Source organism: Luteibacter sp. HAY1-4A (assembly GCF_056755355.1).
In genome coordinates, this window is record NZ_JBNDHZ010000019.1 from 32,927 (window position 1) to 53,593 (window position 20,667).

The 20,667-nt window shown below is 62.1% G+C and carries 18 protein-coding genes and 1 pseudogene; 10 read left to right on the forward strand and 9 right to left on the reverse strand.

Annotated features, from left to right (window positions below):
* Window positions 1-104 precede the first annotated feature (104 nt).
* From ACPYOD_RS08420 to ACPYOD_RS08430, 3 genes are all read right to left on the reverse strand, one after another.
* Window positions 105-1,298: a hypothetical protein gene (locus tag ACPYOD_RS08420; RefSeq protein WP_481301288.1), complete on the reverse strand. Its 1,194-nt coding sequence runs from the start codon at window positions 1,296-1,298 to the stop codon at window positions 105-107.
* 579 nt (window positions 1,299-1,877) lie between these two features.
* On the reverse strand, window positions 1,878-2,528 hold the full coding sequence (locus ACPYOD_RS08425) for an HAD hydrolase-like protein (RefSeq protein WP_481301289.1): 651 nt from the start codon (window positions 2,526-2,528) through the stop codon (window positions 1,878-1,880).
* Complete coding sequence (locus ACPYOD_RS08430) at window positions 2,528-3,709, reverse strand: phosphoglycerate kinase (RefSeq protein ID WP_481301290.1); 1,182 nt, start codon at window positions 3,707-3,709, stop codon at window positions 2,528-2,530. Before ACPYOD_RS08430 ends, ACPYOD_RS08425 begins: the two co-directional genes overlap by 1 nt.
* Window positions 3,710-3,851: 142 nt before the next feature.
* Here ACPYOD_RS08430 and maiA point away from each other — a divergent pair, with 142 nt between their 5' ends.
* Window positions 3,852-4,508: a maleylacetoacetate isomerase gene (gene maiA / locus ACPYOD_RS08435; RefSeq protein ID WP_481301291.1), complete on the forward strand. Its 657-nt coding sequence runs from the start codon at window positions 3,852-3,854 to the stop codon at window positions 4,506-4,508.
* A gap of 144 nt (window positions 4,509-4,652) precedes the next feature.
* On the opposite strand, the gene ACPYOD_RS08440 is transcribed toward maiA, so the two are convergent.
* The gene (locus ACPYOD_RS08440; RefSeq protein ID WP_481301292.1) at window positions 4,653-5,762 is read right to left on the reverse strand and encodes a PilT/PilU family type 4a pilus ATPase; all 1,110 of its coding nucleotides are present in this window, start codon (window positions 5,760-5,762) and stop codon (window positions 4,653-4,655) included.
* A gap of 93 nt (window positions 5,763-5,855) precedes the next feature.
* On the opposite strand from ACPYOD_RS08440, the gene ACPYOD_RS08445 reads away from it, so the two are divergent.
* The 8 genes and pseudogenes from ACPYOD_RS08445 (at window position 5,856) to ACPYOD_RS08480 (ending at window position 14,222) form a co-directional block, all read left to right on the forward strand.
* On the forward strand, window positions 5,856-6,380 hold the full coding sequence (locus ACPYOD_RS08445) for a DUF4398 domain-containing protein (protein ID WP_481301293.1): 525 nt from the start codon (window positions 5,856-5,858) through the stop codon (window positions 6,378-6,380).
* Entirely contained in the window at window positions 6,380-7,030 is a 651-nt protein-coding gene (locus ACPYOD_RS08450) for a DUF4398 domain-containing protein (RefSeq protein WP_481301294.1), read from the forward strand. The genes ACPYOD_RS08445 and ACPYOD_RS08450 overlap by 1 nt, the downstream gene beginning before the upstream one ends.
* Before the next feature lie 324 nt (window positions 7,031-7,354).
* The gene (locus ACPYOD_RS08455; protein WP_481301295.1) at window positions 7,355-7,582 is read left to right on the forward strand and encodes an HP1242/YdcH family protein; all 228 of its coding nucleotides are present in this window, start codon (window positions 7,355-7,357) and stop codon (window positions 7,580-7,582) included.
* A gap of 295 nt (window positions 7,583-7,877) precedes the next feature.
* Window positions 7,878-9,248 (forward strand): pyridoxal-phosphate dependent enzyme, encoded by a 1,371-nt coding sequence (locus tag ACPYOD_RS08460; RefSeq protein ID WP_481301296.1) that lies wholly within the window; start codon window positions 7,878-7,880, stop codon window positions 9,246-9,248.
* Between the two features lie 17 nt (window positions 9,249-9,265).
* On the forward strand, window positions 9,266-11,095 hold the full coding sequence (gene glmS / locus ACPYOD_RS08465) for a glutamine--fructose-6-phosphate transaminase (isomerizing) (protein WP_481301297.1): 1,830 nt from the start codon (window positions 9,266-9,268) through the stop codon (window positions 11,093-11,095).
* A pseudogene (locus tag ACPYOD_RS08470) lies at window positions 11,092-11,556 on the forward strand (acyltransferase); the annotation flags it as partial. The gene glmS and the pseudogene ACPYOD_RS08470, both read left to right, overlap by 4 nt.
* 181 nt (window positions 11,557-11,737) lie before the next feature.
* The gene (locus ACPYOD_RS08475; protein ID WP_481301324.1) at window positions 11,738-13,078 is read left to right on the forward strand and encodes a phosphohexomutase domain-containing protein; all 1,341 of its coding nucleotides are present in this window, start codon (window positions 11,738-11,740) and stop codon (window positions 13,076-13,078) included.
* A gap of 124 nt (window positions 13,079-13,202) precedes the next feature.
* On the forward strand, window positions 13,203-14,222 hold the full coding sequence (locus tag ACPYOD_RS08480) for an acyltransferase family protein (RefSeq protein WP_481301298.1): 1,020 nt from the start codon (window positions 13,203-13,205) through the stop codon (window positions 14,220-14,222).
* A 118-nt stretch (window positions 14,223-14,340) separates the two neighbouring features.
* On the opposite strand, the gene ACPYOD_RS08485 is transcribed toward ACPYOD_RS08480, so the two are convergent.
* Genes ACPYOD_RS08485 through rfbB form a run of 5 tightly spaced genes read right to left on the reverse strand, consistent with a single transcriptional unit; the run spans window position 14,341 to window position 19,194 of the window.
* Complete coding sequence (locus ACPYOD_RS08485; protein WP_481301299.1) at window positions 14,341-15,753, reverse strand: mannose-1-phosphate guanylyltransferase/mannose-6-phosphate isomerase; 1,413 nt, start codon at window positions 15,751-15,753, stop codon at window positions 14,341-14,343.
* A gap of 3 nt (window positions 15,754-15,756) precedes the next feature.
* Window positions 15,757-16,695, reverse strand: a complete 939-nt coding sequence (rfbD, locus tag ACPYOD_RS08490; protein ID WP_481301300.1) for a dTDP-4-dehydrorhamnose reductase — start codon at window positions 16,693-16,695, stop codon at window positions 15,757-15,759.
* Window positions 16,692-17,249: a dTDP-4-dehydrorhamnose 3,5-epimerase gene (gene rfbC, locus ACPYOD_RS08495; RefSeq protein ID WP_481301301.1), complete on the reverse strand. Its 558-nt coding sequence runs from the start codon at window positions 17,247-17,249 to the stop codon at window positions 16,692-16,694. The genes rfbD and rfbC overlap by 4 nt, the downstream gene beginning before the upstream one ends.
* Complete coding sequence (gene rfbA / locus ACPYOD_RS08500) at window positions 17,246-18,133, reverse strand: glucose-1-phosphate thymidylyltransferase RfbA (RefSeq protein WP_481301302.1); 888 nt, start codon at window positions 18,131-18,133, stop codon at window positions 17,246-17,248. The genes rfbC and rfbA overlap by 4 nt, the downstream gene beginning before the upstream one ends.
* Window positions 18,130-19,194 (reverse strand): dTDP-glucose 4,6-dehydratase, encoded by a 1,065-nt coding sequence (gene rfbB, locus ACPYOD_RS08505; RefSeq protein ID WP_481301303.1) that lies wholly within the window; start codon window positions 19,192-19,194, stop codon window positions 18,130-18,132. The genes rfbA and rfbB overlap by 4 nt, the downstream gene beginning before the upstream one ends.
* Window positions 19,195-19,441: 247 nt before the next feature.
* Between rfbB and ACPYOD_RS08510 the strand changes: the two genes are divergently transcribed.
* Entirely contained in the window at window positions 19,442-20,611 is a 1,170-nt protein-coding gene (locus ACPYOD_RS08510; RefSeq protein ID WP_481301304.1) for a trans-sulfuration enzyme family protein, read from the forward strand.
* Window positions 20,612-20,667: the final 56 nt, after the last annotated feature.

Here is a 20,667-nt window from a genome sequence, read left to right on the forward strand (position 1 = left end):
ACGCCACTTCGGCGTTCGGAGAGACTAAGGAGAAATTTGATGTGCTTGGATCAGGTGCATGCGTTCGAATGTGTGGAGGTAAACGCGAAGCCTTGTAGGCGCCGTTAGGCACCAGCGACGTTGACGCCCTGCGCGAAAAGTACGCACATGAGGGCAAAGGCGAAGCAGAAGCCGCCTATCAGCCACTGGCCAAGTCTTGGGAAGCGCTCTGTCCATGCGGCGAGGGCGAGGAAGATGCCTGGTGCCACGCTCAGGTACCTCGCAAGTGATGTGAGCGTACCAGTGGATAGCGGAGCCAACAGCGTCAAGGCAGTGAATAGCGCCAACTCGTGCCAGCCACGTCGCCAGCAACTGACTATGCTGAAAATCGCGAGGATCGCCATTGAAAAATTCAATGTCTGGAAGTTCCACGGCTTCGCAATCTTATGTGGTTGCCCGAGGTAGTCGAGCAGCGTGGACCATGGAGCACTCAAGTGGCGATCCCAAGACACCTGGATATCTTTGAATGCCAGTGGATTCCCTGTAACGAACCAGAGGTAGGTCATGTACATCAACAGACCACCACCGATGAACGCGAGGCCCGTCAGGTCCATTAAACGGCGTTCACCCTTGAGCCAGCCAGCGGCTATGGCCGGCAATAGAAATATTCCATTGAAGCGGGCCGCGGAAGCGAAGGCTCCCAACACGCCCGCGGCCCTCAATTTTCCTGCCGATGCCGCCAGGAGCGATGCGCAGACGGTCAAAAAGAACAGGGACTCGGATAGAGGCAGCGACATGAAATAGCTGGTTGGCCAAATGCATGCGAACAGCACCGCACCGTCCGCATGGCGAGCGTCATTCGTGAACCTGATGGCGAGTTGCCAGAGAAGTACAAGCCCCAAGAAGAAGAAAACGTTGGCGGTGAGAACGCCCGACCATATCCACTCGCCAGTGGCTGCCGCCACCGACCGCCATATCATCGGATGAAGTGGGAAAAACGCCCAGTTCGTTTGTCGACTTGTGTCGAAGGGTCGCTTCTCATATCCATCCCGTGCAATGGAGTGATACCACGCGGCATCGTTGACGATCGCGAGGCGGGTAACTGACTCTTGGATCTGTGCGCCAGTCAGCTTAACCACAGCAGTCCCGTCCGGGGCCCGTTGACCTGTCGGGGTGTTGAAGAAGACTGGTGCTGACGAGAAGACGACGAGGATCAGCAGGCGCGTGACGGCGAATGGAAGGAATACCCGCCAGAAAACGCGACGTATGCACACAACGCGTTGGCGTGCTTCGTTGATGGTGCTTGCAAGCGGAGACACAGCTACTTGATCCGTCCCTGTATGGCTGGTCGTCGAAGACCGTTGTGAATGCCAATAGGGGGCTTTCCGATGTCGCCAGTGGTATCGCGTCCGGCGCCTGAAACCTTTCCGGTCGCTGTCAGCGCGAAGATGGTGGCCTTTGTGAAAACTCGAGCGGCTAGTCCCGGATAGCTCGTTTGTGCGGAGGTATGCGCGGCATATGGATTGTCACGACGCGCATTCGAGACATCACGGGCCAATGGCGACTCCCACGAAGTCTGCGAGGCGTCTTTACCCGCGTCGGCTGAGCCGCTGGTCGATGGCGGAATCCCCGACGTTCCGACATTGGGTGCTGTGGACTGCGATGGCGGAACGGCTTGTGCCTTCGCGCCGTTACACGCAGAAGCGTGACCAGACTCGGCTGCGATAACGCCGCACGTGGCGGCGAACACGACCAGCACGGGCTTCATGAGGTGTCTCCGGAGGTACGCGTATGCGCGTCCACCGAAACTAGACAACACCGTCCCGTCAGAACATCGGCCAATGCCGAACGGACGTGTAGGTCATCCGCGCGAGTAACCGCTCGCGCGTAAACCCGACTCACCCCGCGATGACTTCCCCGGCCAGCAGCACGATCTCGGCAGGCGCCTCCACCACCTTCCACGCGCCGGCACCTTCCAGCTCTTCCCGATCGCCGAAGCCCCACAGCACGCCGACACCGCGCACGTCGTTGGCAACCGCGCCCTCGATGTCGAAGAGCCGGTCGCCGATCATGAGTGTGTCGTCGGCCGGGTGGCCGAAGTCGGCTAGGGCAGCGGCGATCATTTCCGCTTTCTCGCTGTGCGCCGTGCTGGGCGGCGGGGCATAAAGCCGTTCGAACAAATGGCCGAAGGGCAGGTGCCCGATGATCGGTTCGGCGTGTGCGCGCGTCTTGCTGGTGACCACCGCAAGACGGTGGCCGGCGCCGGCAAGGGCAGTGACCATGTCGCCGACGCCTTCGTAGACGGTGTGTTCGGACCAGCCGACCTCGCGGAAGCGCTGCGAATAGGCTTCGACGGCGGCTTCCACGCGTTCGCTGTCGCCGTCGAGCACAGCGCCGAAGCTCACCCGCAGGGGTGGACCGATCCAGGAGCGCAGCACGCTGTCGTCGGGTGCTTCCGCCCCGACGCTGGCCAACGAATGGCGCACGCCGGAGAGGATGCCGAGTTCGGAATCGATGAGTGTGCCGTCGAGGTCGAACAGGACGAGCATTACTTCGCTTCCGCCCGTGCCTTCAGCGCGGCCACGGCCGGCAGTTCCTTGCCCTCGAGGAATTCCAGGAACGCGCCGCCGCCCGTGGAAATATAGGAGACGCCGTCCTCGATGCCGTACTTGTCGACGGCGGCCAGAGTGTCGCCGCCGCCTGCGATCGAGAACGCCTTGGACGAGGCAATGGCGCGCGCGAGCGTTTCCGTGCCCTTGCCGAAGGCGTCGAACTCGAACACGCCCACCGGGCCGTTCCACACGACGGTGCCCGCCTTCGCGATAAGGTCCGCGTAGCGCCTGGCGGTGTCGGGGCCGATGTCGAGGATCATCTCGTCGTCGCCGACCTGATCGACCGGCTTCACCGTGGCCTTCGCGGTCGCGGCGAATTCCGTGGCGACGACGACGTCGGTCGGCACGGGCACTTCGGCACCGCGCGCCTTCGCATCGGCCATGATCTTCTTCGCCGTGTCGAGCAGATCCGCCTCCACGAGCGACTTGCCGACCTTGTGGCCCGCGGCGAGGATGAAGGTGTTGGCGATGCCGCCGCCCACGATGAGCTGGTCCACCCGATTGACGAGGTTCTGCAGCAGTTCGAGCTTGGTCGAGACCTTGGAGCCGGCGACGATGGCGAGCAGCGGATGGTCGGGATTTTCCAGCGCCTTCCCGAGTGCGTCGAGTTCCTTCGCGAGCAGGGGGCCGGCGGCGGCGATGGGAGCGAAGCGGATCACCCCGTGCGTGGAGGCCTGCGCGCGGTGTGCCGTACCGAAGGCATCCATGACGAAGACGTCGCAGAGCGCGGCGTATTTTTTCGCCAGCGCTTCGTCGTCCTTGCCTTCGCCGACGTTCATGCGGCAGTTCTCTAGCACCACGACCTCGCCATCGGCGACGTCCACGCCGTCGAGGTAATCGCGCACGAGGCGCACTTCCTTGCCGAGCTTGGCACCGAGCCACTCGGCCACCGGCTTCAGCGACGATGCTTCGTCGAACTGGCCTTCCTTCGGCCGGCCGAGGTGCGAGATCACCATGACCTTCGCACCCGCGTCGCGTGCGGCCACGATCGTGGGCAGCGAGGCGTCCAGACGCTGGGTCGAGGTGATCTTTCCGTCCTCGACGGGAACGTTCAGGTCTTCGCGGATCAGCACGCGCTTGCCGCGCAGGTCGAGGTCTTGCATGCGGATGACGGACACGATGGGCTCCAGCTCAGGGACGGAAGACCGCTATTGTCCGTGGCAGGGATGGATGGGCGCAAATCGGCCTCGCGCGGCACCGCGGCAAGGCTTTCTTCCGGGGCGCCGCTAGAATCCTCCGTCGCTCCGGAGGAAGGCCCGCATGTCCCTTGCCCTGTACACCTATTGGCGCTCCAGCGCCGCCTATCGTGTTCGCATCGTGTTGAACCTCAAGGGGCTCGAGTACGAAGCCCGCCCGGTGCACCTGGTCAACGATGGAGGGCAGCACCTCAAGGAGGCATACCGCAGCGTATCGCCGCAGGCGCAGCTTCCCACCCTCGTCGACGATGAAAAGGTGATTCGGCAGTCGATGGCAATCATGGAGTATCTCGACGAGACCCGTCCCGAGCCTCCGCTGATGCCCCGGGACGCGGAGGGAAGGGCGAAGGTCCGCGAACTCATGCAGGCCGTAGGTACGGATATCCATCCGCTAGGCAACCTGCGGGTGCTGAAGGCGTTGGAGAGTGAGTTCGGTGCCGACCAGGCGGCGAAGGAGGCGTGGTCGAGGCGCTGGATCGCGCATGGGTTCGACGGGCTGGAAAAGCTGTTGGCCGATGGCACGGCTGGTCGCTTCAGCTTCGGCGATACCCCCGGATTGGCGGATGCTTGCCTTGTGCCGCAGTACTACAACGCCGTGCGCTGGGGTGTGGACCTCACGCCGTACCCGACCATCCGGCGGGTGGTGGACGCCTGCCAGGGGCTGGAGGCTTTCCAACGCGCCGCGCCCGAAGTTCAGCCAGACGCGCCGAAGAACGTGTAGGAGCCGCTATAGCGGCGAGGGGGACTTGCCTCGCCGCTTCATGGCTTCGTTGCTTCTCGCGAAGGGAGCCTGCCTCACCGCTTCACGGCTTCGTAGGCTTCTCGCCGCTATAGCGGCTCCTACAGCGGCTCCCACAGGTTGGTGTCAGACCCCGATGCCGTACGGGTCGCTCGACGCGAACTCGCTTCCGGAAGCCCCTTCCGACAAACGAATCTTCAGCGCCAGGCCGTCGCGCGAGTCCGCCTTGTTGAGGCATTCGTCGAGCGTGATCTGCCCCTCCTTGTAAAGGCGATACAGGGACTGGTCGAAAGTCTGCATGCCTTCCTGGAGGCTGCGGTCCATGGCGTCCTTCACCTCGTGGATCTGGCCGCGGCGGACCATGTCGCGGATGAGCGGGGTGTTGAGCAGGACTTCCGTGGCCGGCATGCGGCGCCCGTCCTTGCCGATGACCAGGCGCTGGCTGATCACCGCGCGCAGGTTGAGGGCCAGGTTCATCAGCACGTTCTTGTGTGCGGATTCCGGGAAGAAGTTGAGGATGCGTTCCAGCGTCTGGTCGGCGTTGTTCGAGTGCAGCGTGGCCAGGCAGAGGTGGCCCGTCTCCGAGAACGAGATGGCTGCCTCCATGGTGTCGGTGTCGCGGATCTCGCCGATCATGATGACGTCGGGAGCCTCGCGCATCGCGTTCTTCAGCGCCTCGTGGTAGCTGTGGGTGTCGAGCCCCACTTCACGCTGATTCACGATGGACCGCTTGTGCCGGTGCAGGTACTCGATCGGGTCCTCGATGGTGAGGATGTGCCCCGAGCTGTTGCTGTTGCGGTGGTCGAGCATGGCCGCCAGGGTGGTGGACTTGCCCGAGCCGGTGGCGCCCACCACGAGGATGAGCCCGCGCGGCTCCATGATGAGGTCGCGGAAGATGGCCGGCAGGCGCAGTTCCTCCAGCGACGGAATCTCACTCTTGATGGCACGGATGACCATGCCGATTTCGCCGCGCTGCTTGAACACGTTGATGCGGAAGCGCCCGGCTTCCTTCACGGCCAGGGCCATGTTGAGTTCGAGGTCGCGCTCGAACTGCGGCACCTGGCCCTCGTCCATCAGCGAGTAGGCGATTTTCTTGACCATGCCGCTGGGCAGGCCGGTGTTACCGAGCGGGTAGAGCTTGCCTTCCACCTTGATGTTCACGGGGGCGCCGGTCGTCAGGAACATGTCCGACGCGCCCTTGTCCACCATTAGTTTCAGGAAATAACCGATATCCACCTAAACCCCCGGGCGTTCGCATTACAATCGAGAAGACGGTCTCACTGACCTGTATATCGACAATATCTCGCAAATCTGTACGAGGAACGAGTGATGGTGCACATCTTGCCGTCGAAGGCCCTGTCCAGGGGCCGTCGGCTCATTGGCCTGGTCTCCCTGGCCCTGGCTATCGCCACCCTCGCTGGCTGCGCCAGCGTGCCGCCGCCGGACGGCGCCATGAACCAGGCGCTTGCCCAGCTGCAGGCAGCGCGCGACGCGGGCGCCGCCGATTATGCGCCGGTGGACCTGGATTACGCGCAGAGCAAATTCCGCCAGGCCCAGGCGGCCATGGCCAGCCGCAAGTACGACGAGGCCGCCCTGCTGGCCGACGAGTCCAGGGCGGACAGCGAACTAGCGCGCGCGAAGGCCCGCCTGGGTGCCGCCCGGGCCCAGAACACGGCCAAGAGCAAGGAAAACTCCAGCATGCGCGTGGAGATGATCGACAACCACGCCAACGACACCGTGCCTATCCCGAACAACGTGCAGGAGACTGAAACCGTCCTGCCCGAGCCGGTCGAAACCACGCCGCCGCCCGCCGGCGGCGAAACCCAGCCGCTGAACAACCAGGGAGGCCAGTGATGAAGCGCTCCACCATCCTCCTTTCGGCCCTGGTTCTTGCCGTTTCCGCAGGATCGGCCATCGCCGCCACCGAGGACCTCGACGTCCGGCGCCTCACTTCCAGCCTGGACCAGCTCTCGGCCGACCCGGCCCTGGGCGGCTACGCGCAGGCCGAACAGGCCCGCGCGCGTGAGGCGATCGGCCAGATGGCGCAGTTCAAGCCTAAGGACAAGCTGCACGGGCATTACCTCTACATCGCGGAACGCCGTGTGGACATCGCCAAGGCCATGGCCCAGTACCAGGACGCCCAGGTGAAAAGCGCCCAACTGGACCGCGAGCACGACGCCATCCTGCTCGAGGCAAGCCGCCTCGACGCCGAAATGGCGCGCCGTCAGCTCGAGCAGCAGCGCGCGCAGAACCAGATGATCCAGGAAGAGGCCGCCCGCCTGCAGCAGCAGGGTGTGGAGTACTCGCAGGCGCTGGAGCAGGCCAAGGCCGAGGGCGAGAAGGCTCGCCAGGTCGCAGCGGCCCAGGCTCGCGTGGCCAACGCGGCGAAGAAGCAGGCCGCTTTGGCGGAGGCGGCTGCCCGCGCCATGCGCGACATCAACTCCTCCGACGGCGGTGCCCCGGCCTCGACGCCGGAGAAAAAGCCGAAGAAGGGCGGGCACTAAGCCCTTGTGGGAGCCGCTTCAGCGGCGATAGCTTCGCCGCTGAAGCGGCTCCCGCAAGGCGCGGCACCTGCTACGTAAACCGTTGCGCCAGCAACTATTTTTTAGCGATTTTTTGAGGAAAATCGCTCTTGCGAGGTCCCCGACAGCGGAGTAGCTTGGACCTCCCGTCACGGAAAAAACACGTGGCGGTCCTGCCGGAGCATGCGTACGTCAACCCAGGCACATAGCATCGCCATTCCCCGACCGCCGATGCGCGGATCGTGCCCGCATGGCTCCCCTCACGACCGGTCCGCAGCGGACCGATCCCACCGCGAGGAGATCGATATGTTCGAAAACCAGCAGCGTGACGACGTCGAGAAGTTCATCCATGCCGATGCCGAGACTCGCCGTCTCTATTTCCGCCACAAGGAGCTCGATTCCAAGCTCGAAGACGCCGGCCGAGGCTGCCTGGCGCTGGGCGACGAGACTCTCACCCAGATGAAGCGGGAGAAGCTGCAGGCCAAGGAGCAACTCCAGCGAATGTGGGACCGCTGGCAGCAGTCGCGACACTGACGCCCGGCCGGGCCGAACATGATGAAAAACGGGCGCCTCGGGCGCCCGTTTTTTTTCGCCACACCGCCCCCTGTAGGAGCCGCCATGGCGGCGAGGAAACTTCGCCACAGCACTACATGTTCCGCGTTGTCCGCGCCCGACGGCGCCCGTTTACGGAACCGACCCGTCCGCCAGCCGGTCCATACACCGTTTTGGCTCGGCCGAGAAGCCGGGCATCGGTTCAGTGGCGCACCCTTTATCATGTGGCCCAACGGGCGCGATCGCGGGATCGCGCCGAATCAACCACGGAGTTCCAATGAGTGTTCACGACAGCATCCTCGAACTGATCGGCCGCACCCCGATGGTGCGCGCCCAACACCTGGATGCGGGCCGTTGCGAACTGTTCCTGAAGCTGGAAAGCGCCAATCCCGGCGGTTCGGTCAAGGACCGCATCGGCCGCTCGATGATCGAAGGCGCCGAGCGCGCCGGGAAGATCAAGCCGGGCGACACCCTGGTCGAGGGCACGGCGGGCAATACGGGGCTGGGCCTCGCCCTGGTCGCCCAGCAGAAGGGCTACCGCCTGGTGCTCGTGGTGCCCGACAAGATGAGCCGCGAGAAGATCTTCAACCTGAAGGCCATGGGCGCGGAAGTTGTCCTGACGCGGTCCGACGTGGCCAAGGGGCATCCCGAGTACTACCAGGACATGGCCGAGCGCATCGCGCGCGAAACCCCTGGGGCGTATTTCATCAACCAGTTCGGCAACCCCGACAATCCGCTGGCCCACGTCCAGACCACCGGGCCGGAAATCCTCGAACAGCTCGGCGGCAAGGTCGACGCGATCGTCGTCGGTTGCGGCTCGTCAGGCACCATGAGTGGCCTCACCGCCTACCTGCGCGAGCATTCGCCGAGCACGGAAATCGTGCTGGCCGATCCGGTCGGTTCGATCCTCGCGCAATACATCAACGAGGGCACCCTCTCGGAGAAATCGGGCAGCTGGATGGTCGAAGGCATCGGCGAGGACTTCCTGCCCTCGATCAGCGACTTCTCGATGGTGAAGAAAGCCTACGCCATCAGCGACAAGGAAAGCTTCCTCGCCGCACGCGAACTCCTGGCGAAGGAGGGCGTCCTGGGCGGCTCCTCGACCGGAACGCTGCTGGCCGCGGCGCTCAAGTACTGCCGCGAGCAGACCACGCCGAAGCGCGTGGTCACGCTCGTCTGCGACACCGGCAACAAGTACCTGTCGAAGATGTACAACGACTACTGGATGCTGGACAACGGCTTCCTGGAGCGCGAGCAGCACGGCGACCTGCGCGACCTGATCCTGCGCCCCTATGCGCAGCGGGACACGGTCGTGGTCAAGCCGCAGGACCTGCTGATCACAGCCTATAACCGCATGAAGCTGTACGACGTGTCGCAGCTTCCGGTGATGGAAGACGATCGGCTCGTCGGCATCCTCGACGAATCGGACGTGCTCCTGCACGTGCACGCCGACAGTGCGAAATTCCGCGATCCGGTCTCGACCGCCATGATCGCCTCGCCGGAAATGCTCCAGGTGACGGCGCCCATCGAGGCGCTGCTGCCGGTTTTCGAGAAGGGTCATGTCGCCATCGTGGTCGACGGGGAGCAGTTCCTGGGGTTGATCACCCGCATCGACCTGCTGAATTACCTGCGTCGCAAAGTCAACTAAGGAACAGGGGAAGCGTCATGTGTGGAATCGTCGCCGCTGTCGCGCAGCGTGATATCGCGCCCATCCTCATCGCGGGCCTGAAGGCCCTCGAGTACCGCGGATACGATTCCGCCGGCATGGCCATCGCCGACGGCGGCGAGATCCGCCGCGTGCGCGCCAAGGGCAAGGTGCGCGAGATGGAAGCCCTCTACGATGCGGATCCGGTCCCGGGCGGTACGGGCATTGCCCATACCCGCTGGGCCACGCACGGCGTGCCGAGCGAGAAGAACGCGCATCCGCATGTGCAGGGCCGCATCGCCATCGTGCACAACGGCATCATCGAGAACCACGCCTCGCTGCGCGACGCGCTCAAGGCGAAAGGTCGCACCTTCCTGTCCGAGACGGACACCGAGGTCATGGGCGCCGTGATCGACGAGCACGTTCAGGCGGGCAAGTCCCTGCGCGAGGCGGTCACTGCCGCGGTACGCGAGCTGGAAGGTGCCTATGCCATCGCCGTGATGAGCCTGGACGAGCCGGAGCGCATCGTCGGTGCCCGGCGCGGTTGTCCGTTGCTCGTGGGCATCGGCATCGGGGAGCACTTCCTGGGCTCCGACGCGCAGGCGCTCATCAAGGTGACCAACCGCATGATGTACCTGGAAGAGGACGACGTCGTCGAGATCACTCGCGACAGCGTCGCCGTCTTCGGGCTGGACGGCACCCCCGTCGACCGCACGGCGCACGAAAGCGAAATCAGCGCCGACTCCGTCGAGCGCGGCGAATACCGCCACTACATGCAGAAGGAAATCTTCGAGCAGCCGCGCGCCGTGGCCGATACGCTCGAAGGCCGCATCGGGCCGCACGGCGTGCTGCCGAACATCTTCGGTATCGATGCCGACCCCATCCTCGACAAGACCCGTGGCATCCATATCGTCGCCTGTGGCACCAGCTACCACGCCGGCATGGTGGCGAAGTACTGGATCGAGCAGCTGGCGCGCATTCCCGTTGTGGTCGAGGTGGCCAGCGAGTACCGCTACCGCGATGTCGTCGTCCCCGAGAACACGTTGTTCGTGGCGGTATCACAGTCCGGCGAAACCGCCGACACGCTGGCTGCCATGCGCGAGTCGCGCCGTCGCGGTTACCTCGCCACGTTCGCGATCTGCAACGTGCCCGAGTCATCGGTGGTGCGCGAGTCCGACCTGCGCCTCATGACCCGGGCAGGCCCGGAGATCGGCGTGGCCTCGACGAAAGCCTTCACCACGCAGTTGGCCGCGTTCGCGTTGTTGGCGCTGGATCTCGGCCGCCGGCGCGGCTTGGACAATGCGCGTTACCTCGAACACTGCAAGGAGCTGCAGTCGCTGCCGCGTTATCTGGAGAATGCGCTGCAGACCGAGCCCGCCGTGCTGGAGATCGCCGATCACTTCATCAACAAGCAGCACGCCCTGTTCCTCGGGCGCGGTGCGCAGTTCCCGGTGGCGCTGGAAGGGTCGCTGAAGCTCAAGGAAATCTCCTACATCCACGCGGAGGCCTATCCCGCCGGCGAACTGAAGCACGGGCCCCTGGCCTTGGTGGACGAGAACATGCCCATCGTGGCGGTGGCACCGAATGGGCCGCTGTTGGATAAGTTGAAGTCCAACCTGCAGGAAGTGCGCGCGCGTGGCGGCGAGCTGATCGTGTTCGCGGATGAGCGGGCGGAAATGGAAGACGGCACCGAACACGTCGCCATGGTGCGCGTGGACGGCGGCGGCGACCTGATCGCGCCGGCCGTGTTCACCGTACCGATGCAGTTGCTGGCGTACCACGTGGCGGTCCAGCGTGGCACGGATGTGGATCAGCCGCGGAACCTGGCTAAGTCGGTTACAGTCGAGTGAGCGACGAGGCGTTCATTCATGCGCTGGCCGATGTGCAGACCCTGCACATCGGTCGGCGTACGCGGGTTTGGCAGTTCGTCGTGATTCTTCCGGGGGCCGTTATTGGTGAGGACTGCAATATCTGTTCGCATTGCTTCGTCGAGAACGACGTGGTGGTGGGCGACAGGGTGACCGTGAAGAGTGGGGTGCAGCTTTGGGATGGGGTGCGGCTCGAGGACGATGTATTCATTGGGCCCAATGTGACGTTTACCAACGATTGGTTTCCGCGTTCGCGGTCGATGCCGGAAACCTTCGCGCAGACGTATATTCGGCGGCGAGCCTCTATCGGCGGTGGGGCGACCATCCTGCCCGGCGTCGTGATCGGCGAGTATGCAATGGTGGGCGCGGGCGCCGTGGTGACGCGGGACGTGCCGGCGCGGGCAATCGTTGTGGGGGTGCCCGCACGGGTGATTGGCGAGGTGGATGCGGGGTAACCGCGTGGAACACGGCCGTCCGATATACGTAAGCGGGATCATTCAGTTTGCCATTACCGGAGCGGACTGTGACTCAGGCGAGGCAAGGGGTCGGATCGCCACAATTCGTCTTGAGCAACGCGGCGCACTGACCGACAATGGATACCTGCACGCTATCGGATCACCAGCAATGAAATGTTTTAAAGCATACGACATTCGCGGTCGCGTTCCTGACGAGCTCAACGAGACCATCGCCTACCGCCTTGGTCGTGCATTCGCTCGCACGGTCGAAATGGGCACCGTCGTCGTGGGCTATGACATTCGCCGCGATAGCCCCGCATTCGCGAAGGCGATCATTCGTGGCCTGAACGACGAAGGGTGCGATGCGGTCGACATCGGCCTGTGCGGTACGGAGGAGGTCTACTTCCAGACTTTCAATCGACAAGTTGCTGGTGGAATCATGGTTACAGCCAGCCATAATCCCATCGATTACAATGGGATGAAGCTGGTGCGCCAGGGCGCGCGTCCGATCAGCGGGGACACCGGCTTGCGGGACATCGAAAAGATGGTCGAAGAGGACGCCTTCGAAGAGGTAGCCGCTACGCGTGGTAAGGTAATCCAAGACCACGACAAGTCCGCCTATATCAATCATCTTCTTGGTTACGTCGACACGAAAACCCTTCGTCCGCTGAAGGTCGTAGTGAACGCGGGTAATGGTGGGGCTGGCGCAGTTGTCGACCTGCTGGCTCCACATCTTCCGTTCGAATTCGTGCGGGTTAATCACGAGCCGGACGGCAGTTTTCCGAACGGCATTCCCAACCCGCTTCTGCCCGAAAACCGGGATGCGACGGCCCGGGCGGTGGTCACCCACCGCGCCGATTTCGGCATCGCCTGGGACGGTGATTTCGACCGGTGCTTTCTCTTCGATGCGCAAGGTGAATTCATCGAGGGGTACTACATTGTCGGGTTGCTCGCGGCACAATTGTTGGAGAAATCCCCAGGCGCGAAGATCATCCACGATCCGCGCCTGACTTGGAACACGATCGACATGGTGACACGGGCTGGTGGCATTCCGATCGAGAGCAAAACGGGTCACGCGTTCATCAAGGAGCGGATGCGGGCAGAGGATGCCATTTATGGTGGCGAGATGAGCGCGCACCATTATTTCCGTGAGTTCGCGTATTGTGATTCAGGCATGATTCCCTGGCTGCTGGTTGCCGAGCGTGTCTCAAAGCTGGGGACCAGCCTCAAGGACATGCTCGCAGAGAGAATGGCGGCTTATCCGTGCAGTGGTGAGATCAACTTCGTTGTTGATGACGCGCCTGGCACCGTCTCTCGTGTCATGGATTTCTACAAGGCGGAGCAACCGACGATCAATCGCGTGGACGGGGTCAGTGCCGACTTTGGCGACTGGCGCTTCAATCTTCGGTCATCCAACACGGAACCGCTGTTGAGGCTCAATGTGGAGTCGCGGGGTAACCACGCCTTGATGGTGGCTAAGACCGAAGAGCTCTCTGCCCTGATCCATTGAGACGTCGTTTCAACCATCCCTCTGGGGTCGCTGGACTTCCGGGTTTTGTCGTTGGCCCGTAATGGCAGCTGGTTGAACAAGGTATCATCGCCAGCCGTCACCTATTCGTGGAAAAAAGAACGCCATGCTCGGGATCCTCCGATTCGCACTCGCTCTTGCCGTGGCCTTCAGCCATATGGGGCTGACACCAAACTTTCATTTCGGCGCCATGTCAGTCATGGTGTTCTACCTGATCGCCGGCTACGTCATGACGTATTCATTCAGGCATAACTTCGGAAATACGTTGGCGAATACCTGGCGGTTCTACATCGACCGCTTTTTCCGTATCTATCCACTCTATGCACTGTCGCTCGTGCTGATCCTGGCGTTCACCGCCTTGACGCATTACGGCAAGTTGTATCTCGATGCCAAGTCATGGCTGGTCAATTTGACCGTCGTATGGCTCAACGTTCACCCGACGATCATGAATCCCGCCACATGGTCTCTTGGCAGCGAAGTTCAGTTTTATCTGCTTCTCCCGCTCCTGGTCGTCTTCCCGCGGTTGAAATACTCGCTAATCTTACCCAGCTACGCAGTATTTGCGCTGGCATCGTTCGGATATCTGAGCGCTTTTGACTGGGGCTACAAGTGGCTGCCGGGTACCCTCTTCTTCTTCATCCTCGGGTCCATCGTGTTCGATATGCGAACGGATGAGAATGGCAGGTCCCGGACAATCGTCTTGTCGGTGTGCGGCATTGCGCTAGCGCACCTGGTGGCGCTCTCATTTTTCCCTGCGTCCATCGATCAACCGTATGCCTTCGAGACGCTGGTCGGTTTACTGGGTGGCATTGTCTGGCTATGGGCGCTCGCCGACGTAAAGCCTGTCCACCGGGGGCTCGAAGTATGGCTGGGCAAGCTTTCTTACCCCCTGTTTCTTTGCCACGTTCCGGTACTTTTTGCGTTCGATCATTTGCGCATACAGGGAATTTTTACGCCTAGCCTGCGTGGAATGGTAGCCCTCCAGATCATCGTCTCTATCGCGATCAGCTTCCCAATGGCCATGGTGGACGACCGGGTGCAGGCCTTCCGCAAGAAGATCCAGCGAAAAACCAAGGCCGTCGGTGAGCCCATCGACGCGATACCTTCGGCTGAGATCTCGCATTGAAGAAGAAATGCCCTCGGGATCTCCGAGGGCATTCATGCTTGCGGCCGCGTAGGCGTCTACGTGTCAGAGGAGTTTCGATTCAGGCAGTCGAGACCCCATTCTTCTCACGAGCCGGAACTCAGGCTCGGCCGTAGACGTCGTCAAAGCGAACGATGTCATCTTCGCCAAGATAGCTGCCGGACTGCACTTCAATGAGCTCAACCGGGACTTTGCCCGGATTGCGCAGACGGTGACGGCTGCCAAGCGGCAAGTACGTACTTTCGTTCTCGGCGAGGAGGAATACTTTGTCGTCGCAGGTCACCTCGGCCACGCCCGAAACGACGATCCAATGTTCTGCGCGATGATGGTGCATTTGCAGACTGAGAGCGGCGCCTGGTTTGACTACGATACGCTTAACCTGGAACCGGTCGCCAGCCTCAAGGGAATCGTAGCTTCCCCATGGACGGCGGACCACACGGTGCAGTTCGTGTTCGCTGCGATCGGCGGTCTTGAGCTGGTCGACTATCTTCTTCACGTCCTGAGAAGCATCACGTCGCGCCACCAGGGTTGCATCGGGGGTCGTAACGATAACAACGTCGCTGAGACCGACGGTGGCAACGAGGTGCCGCTTGTGCGAGCGGATCAGCGAGCCTTGGGTGCCGATGGCGATGACGTCGCCCTCCAGGCGATTACCATTCTCATCCTTGTCCGCCGACGTCCACAGCGCATCCCAGGAACCGATGTCGCTCCATCCGCAACTCACCGGCACGACGGCTGCGCGTGACGTCTTCTCCATCACGGCATAATCGATGGAATCGTTTGGCGCGCTGGTGAATGCTTCGGTTTCCAGACGAATGAAGTCGAGATCGGTATTTGCGCGTTCGAATGCGTCTGTCGCTGCTCTGAGCATCTCCGGCGCATGCTGGCCCAGCTCCTCGAGATAGCGCGATGCGCGGAACAGGAACATACCCGAATTCCAGTCGAAATCGCCGGCGGTAATGTAGCGCTCGGCCACTTCGAATGACGGCTTCTCGACGAACTGGGCGACTTTGAATGAGGCGTCATTGAGATGGTCGCCGCGCTTGATATAACCGAAGCCGGTCTCGGGACGATCCGGGCGGATGCCGAACGTAACCAACCAGCCTTCTTCGGCGACAGGGCGAGCTTTTTCCACCGCCTCCGCGAACATGGCGTCGTCGCCGATCAGGTGATCGGCCGGAAGGACCAGCATGAGGGCTTCCGGATGGCGCTTGAGCGCCTGCAGGGCGCCCGCGGCGATTGCGGGGGCGGTATTCCTGGCGACCGGCTCGAGCAGGATACTGGTTCCCTTGAGGTCTAGCTCCTGGAGTTGCTCGGCTACCAGGAAGCGATGGTCGTCGGCCGCGACCACGATCGGAGCGATTGCATCGGGCAAGCGCATTGCGCGCTTTACGGTTTGCTGAAACAAGGTGTCATCGCTCGTGAGCGACAAGAATTGCTTGGGCAGATTCTTCCGCGACACGGGCCAGAGGCGGGTGCCGCTGCCGCCGCTCAGGATGAGGGGAATGAGCATGAATTACTCCGATCCATTCTTAAGTTGCAAGTTATCCAGCGTGTCCTCGAGCCCTATCTCCCAGCGGGGCAGGTCACACGAGAAAACGGTCTTGAAACGCATGTTATCCAGTACAGAGTAGCTCGGCCGCCGGGCCGGAGTAGGGTAATCGCTGGCCAGTATCGGTACCACAGTCGGTCGCCGTTCAAGGAAACGACGCTGGAATGCGCCTTCCACGATGGCCGTGGCAAATCCATGCCAGGTGGTCTCGCCGTCGGCGACGACATGGTAGGTGCCCTCGACCGAGGCCTGCGCTTCAGTCGATGCCGCGAGCCAGTGCTCAGCGGCGCGCATGATCGCCCGCGCGAGCGTATCGGCGGACGTCGGCGTGCCGTGTTGGTCGGCGACGATGCGCAATTGCGCATTGTCGTTTGCGAGACGCAATATGGTCCGAAGAAATGACGGATGGGTCGCAGAATACAGCCACGCGGTACGCAAGATGAGGTGGGCGGCGCCGCTTTGGAGCAGAGCAGCTTCCCCGGTGAGCTTGCTGCGACCGTAGGCGTTCAATGGTCCCGTAGGATCGCTCTCGCGATATGGAGTCCGCGCATTCCCATCGAAGACATAGTCGGTCGAGATGTGGATGACAAGGGACGAGTTTTCCCTGGCCCACCGGCCGATAGTGCCAGGAACCGCCCCGTTCACCGCGGTCGCCGCCGCCTCTTCAGTTTCGGCGCGGTCAACTGCCGTCCAGGCTGCCGCATTAATCACGATTCGCGGGCGGTTTTGTTCCAGGAAGGCAAAGACGGCTACTTCATCGGTTAGATCGAGCGTCGTGCTTGCGTACAGTCGCGTGGTATCCGCATGACGGTCTGCATATACCCATTCATGCGGTGTCTGGCCTGTGATTTTTCGCAGCGCCGTTCCCAGTTGTCCACCTGCGCCAAGCAGTGCAATTGTCACGACAGGTATTCCGGGAGGCGCGCACTGGCCACGTCCCGAAGCTTGGCGGCGGTGCGATCTTTCGTTGACAGTAGCGGATCGGTAACCGGCCAGTCGATGGCGAGTTCGTCATCGTCCCAGGCAATGGCGGCGTCCGCCACGGGATCGTAGAGAGTTGTGCACTGGTACATGAAGGTAGCGGCGTCCGATACCACGCAGAATCCGTGAGCAAAGCCTGGCGGAATCCACAGTTGCAGGTGATTTTCACCTGTGAGCATCACGGCGGTCCAGCTTCCAAACGTTGGCGATCCCCGTCGGATATCCACGGCGACATCGTAGACCTCACCTGTTATCACGGTCACCAATTTTCCCTGTGCATGGGGATGTTGGTAATGCAACCCACGCAATGTTCCGCGCGAGGATTGCGAGACGTTGGTCTGTACAAAGGCGGCGTCGATACCAGCCAGGCGGTAACGTTCCGCATGGTGGCTCTCGAAGAAATAGCCGCGCTCATCCACATGAACGCGGGGCTCGATGATCAGGACGTCGTCGAGCGACGTGGCACGGACTTTCATGATCTTGATGGTTGAGTGGCCACAGCCCGCAGATAGCTGGCGTAGCTGGTTTTGCCGAGACTATCGGCTAATGCGCACATCTGGCCTGCGTCGATCCAGCCCTGGCGAAACGCCACCTCTTCCACGCAGCAAACCTTCAGCCCCTGTCGCTTTTCGAGAGTTTGAATGTACATTCCCGCTTCCATCAGGGAGTCGTGCGTGCCTGTGTCTAGCCAGGCGAATCCCCGCCCCAGTCGTTCAAGGCGAAGTGAGCCCTCTTCGAGATAGAGCCGGTTGAGGTCGGTGATCTCGAGTTCCCCGCGTGCAGAGGGCCGTAGCCTCGCAGCGAACTCCGAAACTCGTCCATCATAGAAATAGAGGCCGGTGACCGCGTAGTTCGACTTCGGCTTCTCGGGCTTCTCTTCGATTCCCACTATGCGACCTTCCGAATCGAATTCAGCCACACCGTAGCGCTCGGGGTCTCCCACCCAGTAACCGAACACGGTTGCGCCCATGCCGGCGGTCGCCGCCCTGGTCAGGTGGCTGATCATGCCGTCCCCATGAAAGATGTTATCGCCCAAAATGAGGCAGCACGGATCGCCAGCGATAAATTCGCGTCCAATCAGGAAGGCTTGTGCCAGTCCATCCGGGTTCTGTTGTTCCGCGTAGTTGATGCGGACACCCCATTGCGAGCCGTTACCTAGCAATCGCTCGAACAGGGGGCGCTCATGTGGTGTGTTGATAACGAGGATGTCACGGATGCCCGCCAGCATTAGCGTCGCCAGGGGGTAATAGATCATTGGTTTGTCGTAGACGGGCAGAAGCTGCTTGCTGAGCGCCCGGGTCACCGGAAAGAGACGGCTTCCGGAACCGCCGGCGAGTATGATTCCCTTTTTCGTGATCATGCGCCCAGGCGCTCCATCCGGTAGCTTCCATTCAGTACGCGCTGCGTCCAATCGCGATGGGCGAGGTACCACTTCACGGTGGCCTCGATCCCGGATTCGAAGCTGTGACCGGGTGTCCAGCCTAGTTCCCTCTGGATCCGCGTGGTGTCGACGGCGTAACGGCGGTCGTGGCCTGGCCGATCAGTGACGAACTCGATCAGTGACTCATGCCGTCCCTCTGAGCGTGGCGCGAGTCGGTCGAGCAGGGTGCAGATGTGCCGGACCACGTCGATGTTTCGCCTTTCGGCATGCCCGCCGATATTGTATGTCCGGCCGGGGATGCCTCGGGCAAGCACTGTCAGCAGGGCATCGCAATGATCGGCGACATGGAGCCAGTCCCGAACGTTGCCGCCATCTCCGTAGACGGGAAGCGATTCGCCCGCCAGCGCACGGTTCAACACCAGCGGAATCAGCTTTTCCGGAAACTGGAACGGGCCGTAATTGTTCGAGCAATTCGTAGTCAGCACGGGGAGGCCGTACGTATGGAAGAACGCCCGGACCAGATGGTCTGAGGCAGCCTTCGATGCCGCGTACGGCGAATTGGGCGCATACGCGGTTTCCTCGGTGAATCGACCCGTAGCGCCGAGCGACCCATAGACCTCGTCGGTGGACACATGAAGGAACCGGAAGGCGGCGGCGGCGTGTTCGTCGAGGCTGCGCCAGTAATCCCGCGTGGCCTCCAGCAGGGCAAGGGTACCGACCACGTTCGTATCGATGAAGGCAGCCGGGCCGTCGATCGAGCGATCTACGTGTGACTCCGCGGCGAAATTGATCAGGGCGACAGGGCGGTATTGGGCAAGGAGGCGCCCTACGAGGCTGCGATCGCCGATGTCACCCTGAACGAAAACATGGCCCACGTCTCCCCTCAGGGTAGCCAGTGTGTCGAGGTTGCCGGCATAGGTGAGCTTGTCCAGATTCACGACCATCCGTCCGGACGCACGGACCGCCAGAACGAAATTGCCACCGATGAAGCCGGCGCCGCCTGTCACGAGAATGCAGTTGCCGTCGGACGGCGGGATCATGGGTCAACTCCTTGAATACGGCTTCGAGGCCGGCAGCGTCGAGCGCGAGATAATGCCTTGGAACGGGTTAGTGCACAAAGCGAATGGCTGGGTTGGCTTCGCCTTCATCTCAATAGCGTTGAGATTGGCGCCAGCGTTCCGTGCCACGGTATCGTGAACGCGGACCCTGGGACCAATAGGTTTCATGGGGGGCGGGCGGTAAGATACGGGGCTTTGGCTGCTCGGGCGGCCCCGGACGGACGGACTGATGAAGAAGACAGCGAAAGGCGGAAAATTGGCGTTGGCGACCCGCGTTATCCACGCAGGGCAGGCCCCCGACCCTTCCACCGGCGCGATCATGACGCCGATCTATGCGACCTCCACATACGTTCAGGAGAGTCCTGGGCGCCACAAGGGATACGAATACTCGCGCACCCAGAACCCGACGCGGGGCGCTTACGAGCGCTGCGTGACCGATCTCGAGGGTGGCGTGGGGGGCTTCGCGTTCGCGTCGGGCCTGGCCGCGGCAGCGACCGTGCTGGACCTGTTGGACTCCGGCAGCCATGTCATCGCCATGGACGATCTGTACGGCGGCACGTATCGTCTTTTTGAAAGGGTTCGCCGCCGCACGGCGGGGCTGGATTTCGACTTCATTGACCTGAACGATGGCGCGGCCCTGCGGGCTGCCCTGAAGCCGAATACGCGAATGATCTGGGCGGAAACGCCAACCAACCCGATGTTGAAGTTGGTGGACCTCGCGAAAGTGGCGGCGTTCGCCAGGAAGCATGGCCTGCTCCTGGTGGTCGACAACACTTTTTGCTCACCGATCGTCCAGCGGCCGATCGAATTAGGCGCAGACTTGGTACTGCATTCGGCGACCAAATACCTCAATGGTCATTCCGATATGGTCGGCGGGATAGTGGTAGCGGCGACTCAGGAACTCGCCGAGCAGATGGCTTTCCTGCAGAACTCCGTCGGCGCGGTCTCCGGTCCGTTCGACTCGTTCCTTGCTCTGCGCGGCCTGAAAACGCTTTCACTACGAATGCAGGCGCATTGCGCCTCCGCACTGGAACTGGCTCGCTGGCTCGAGAAGCACTCGGCCGTCGAGCGCGTGATATACCCAGGGCTGAAGTCGCACCCGCAGCATGTCCTCGCGCGTCGTCAGATGGAAGGCTTCGGCGGCATCGTTTCGGTCCAGTTAAAGGGAGGGCTGCGCAAGGCACGCCGCATGCTCGAACGCTGCGAACTGTTCGCGCTGGCCGAGTCGCTCGGTGGTGTGGAGAGCCTGATCGAGCATCCCGCGCTGATGACCCACGCATCGGTGCCGGTCGCTAACCGCAAGCGCCTTGGCATCAGTGACGGCCTGATCCGTCTTTCGGTTGGCGTGGAGGATGTCAATGACCTGCGGGCGGAACTCGCGCATGCGTTGGAACACTGATTTGCGTGCCGTTGACAGGCGTGGAGCATGGGGCCCCACGCTGACATCACGTCTTT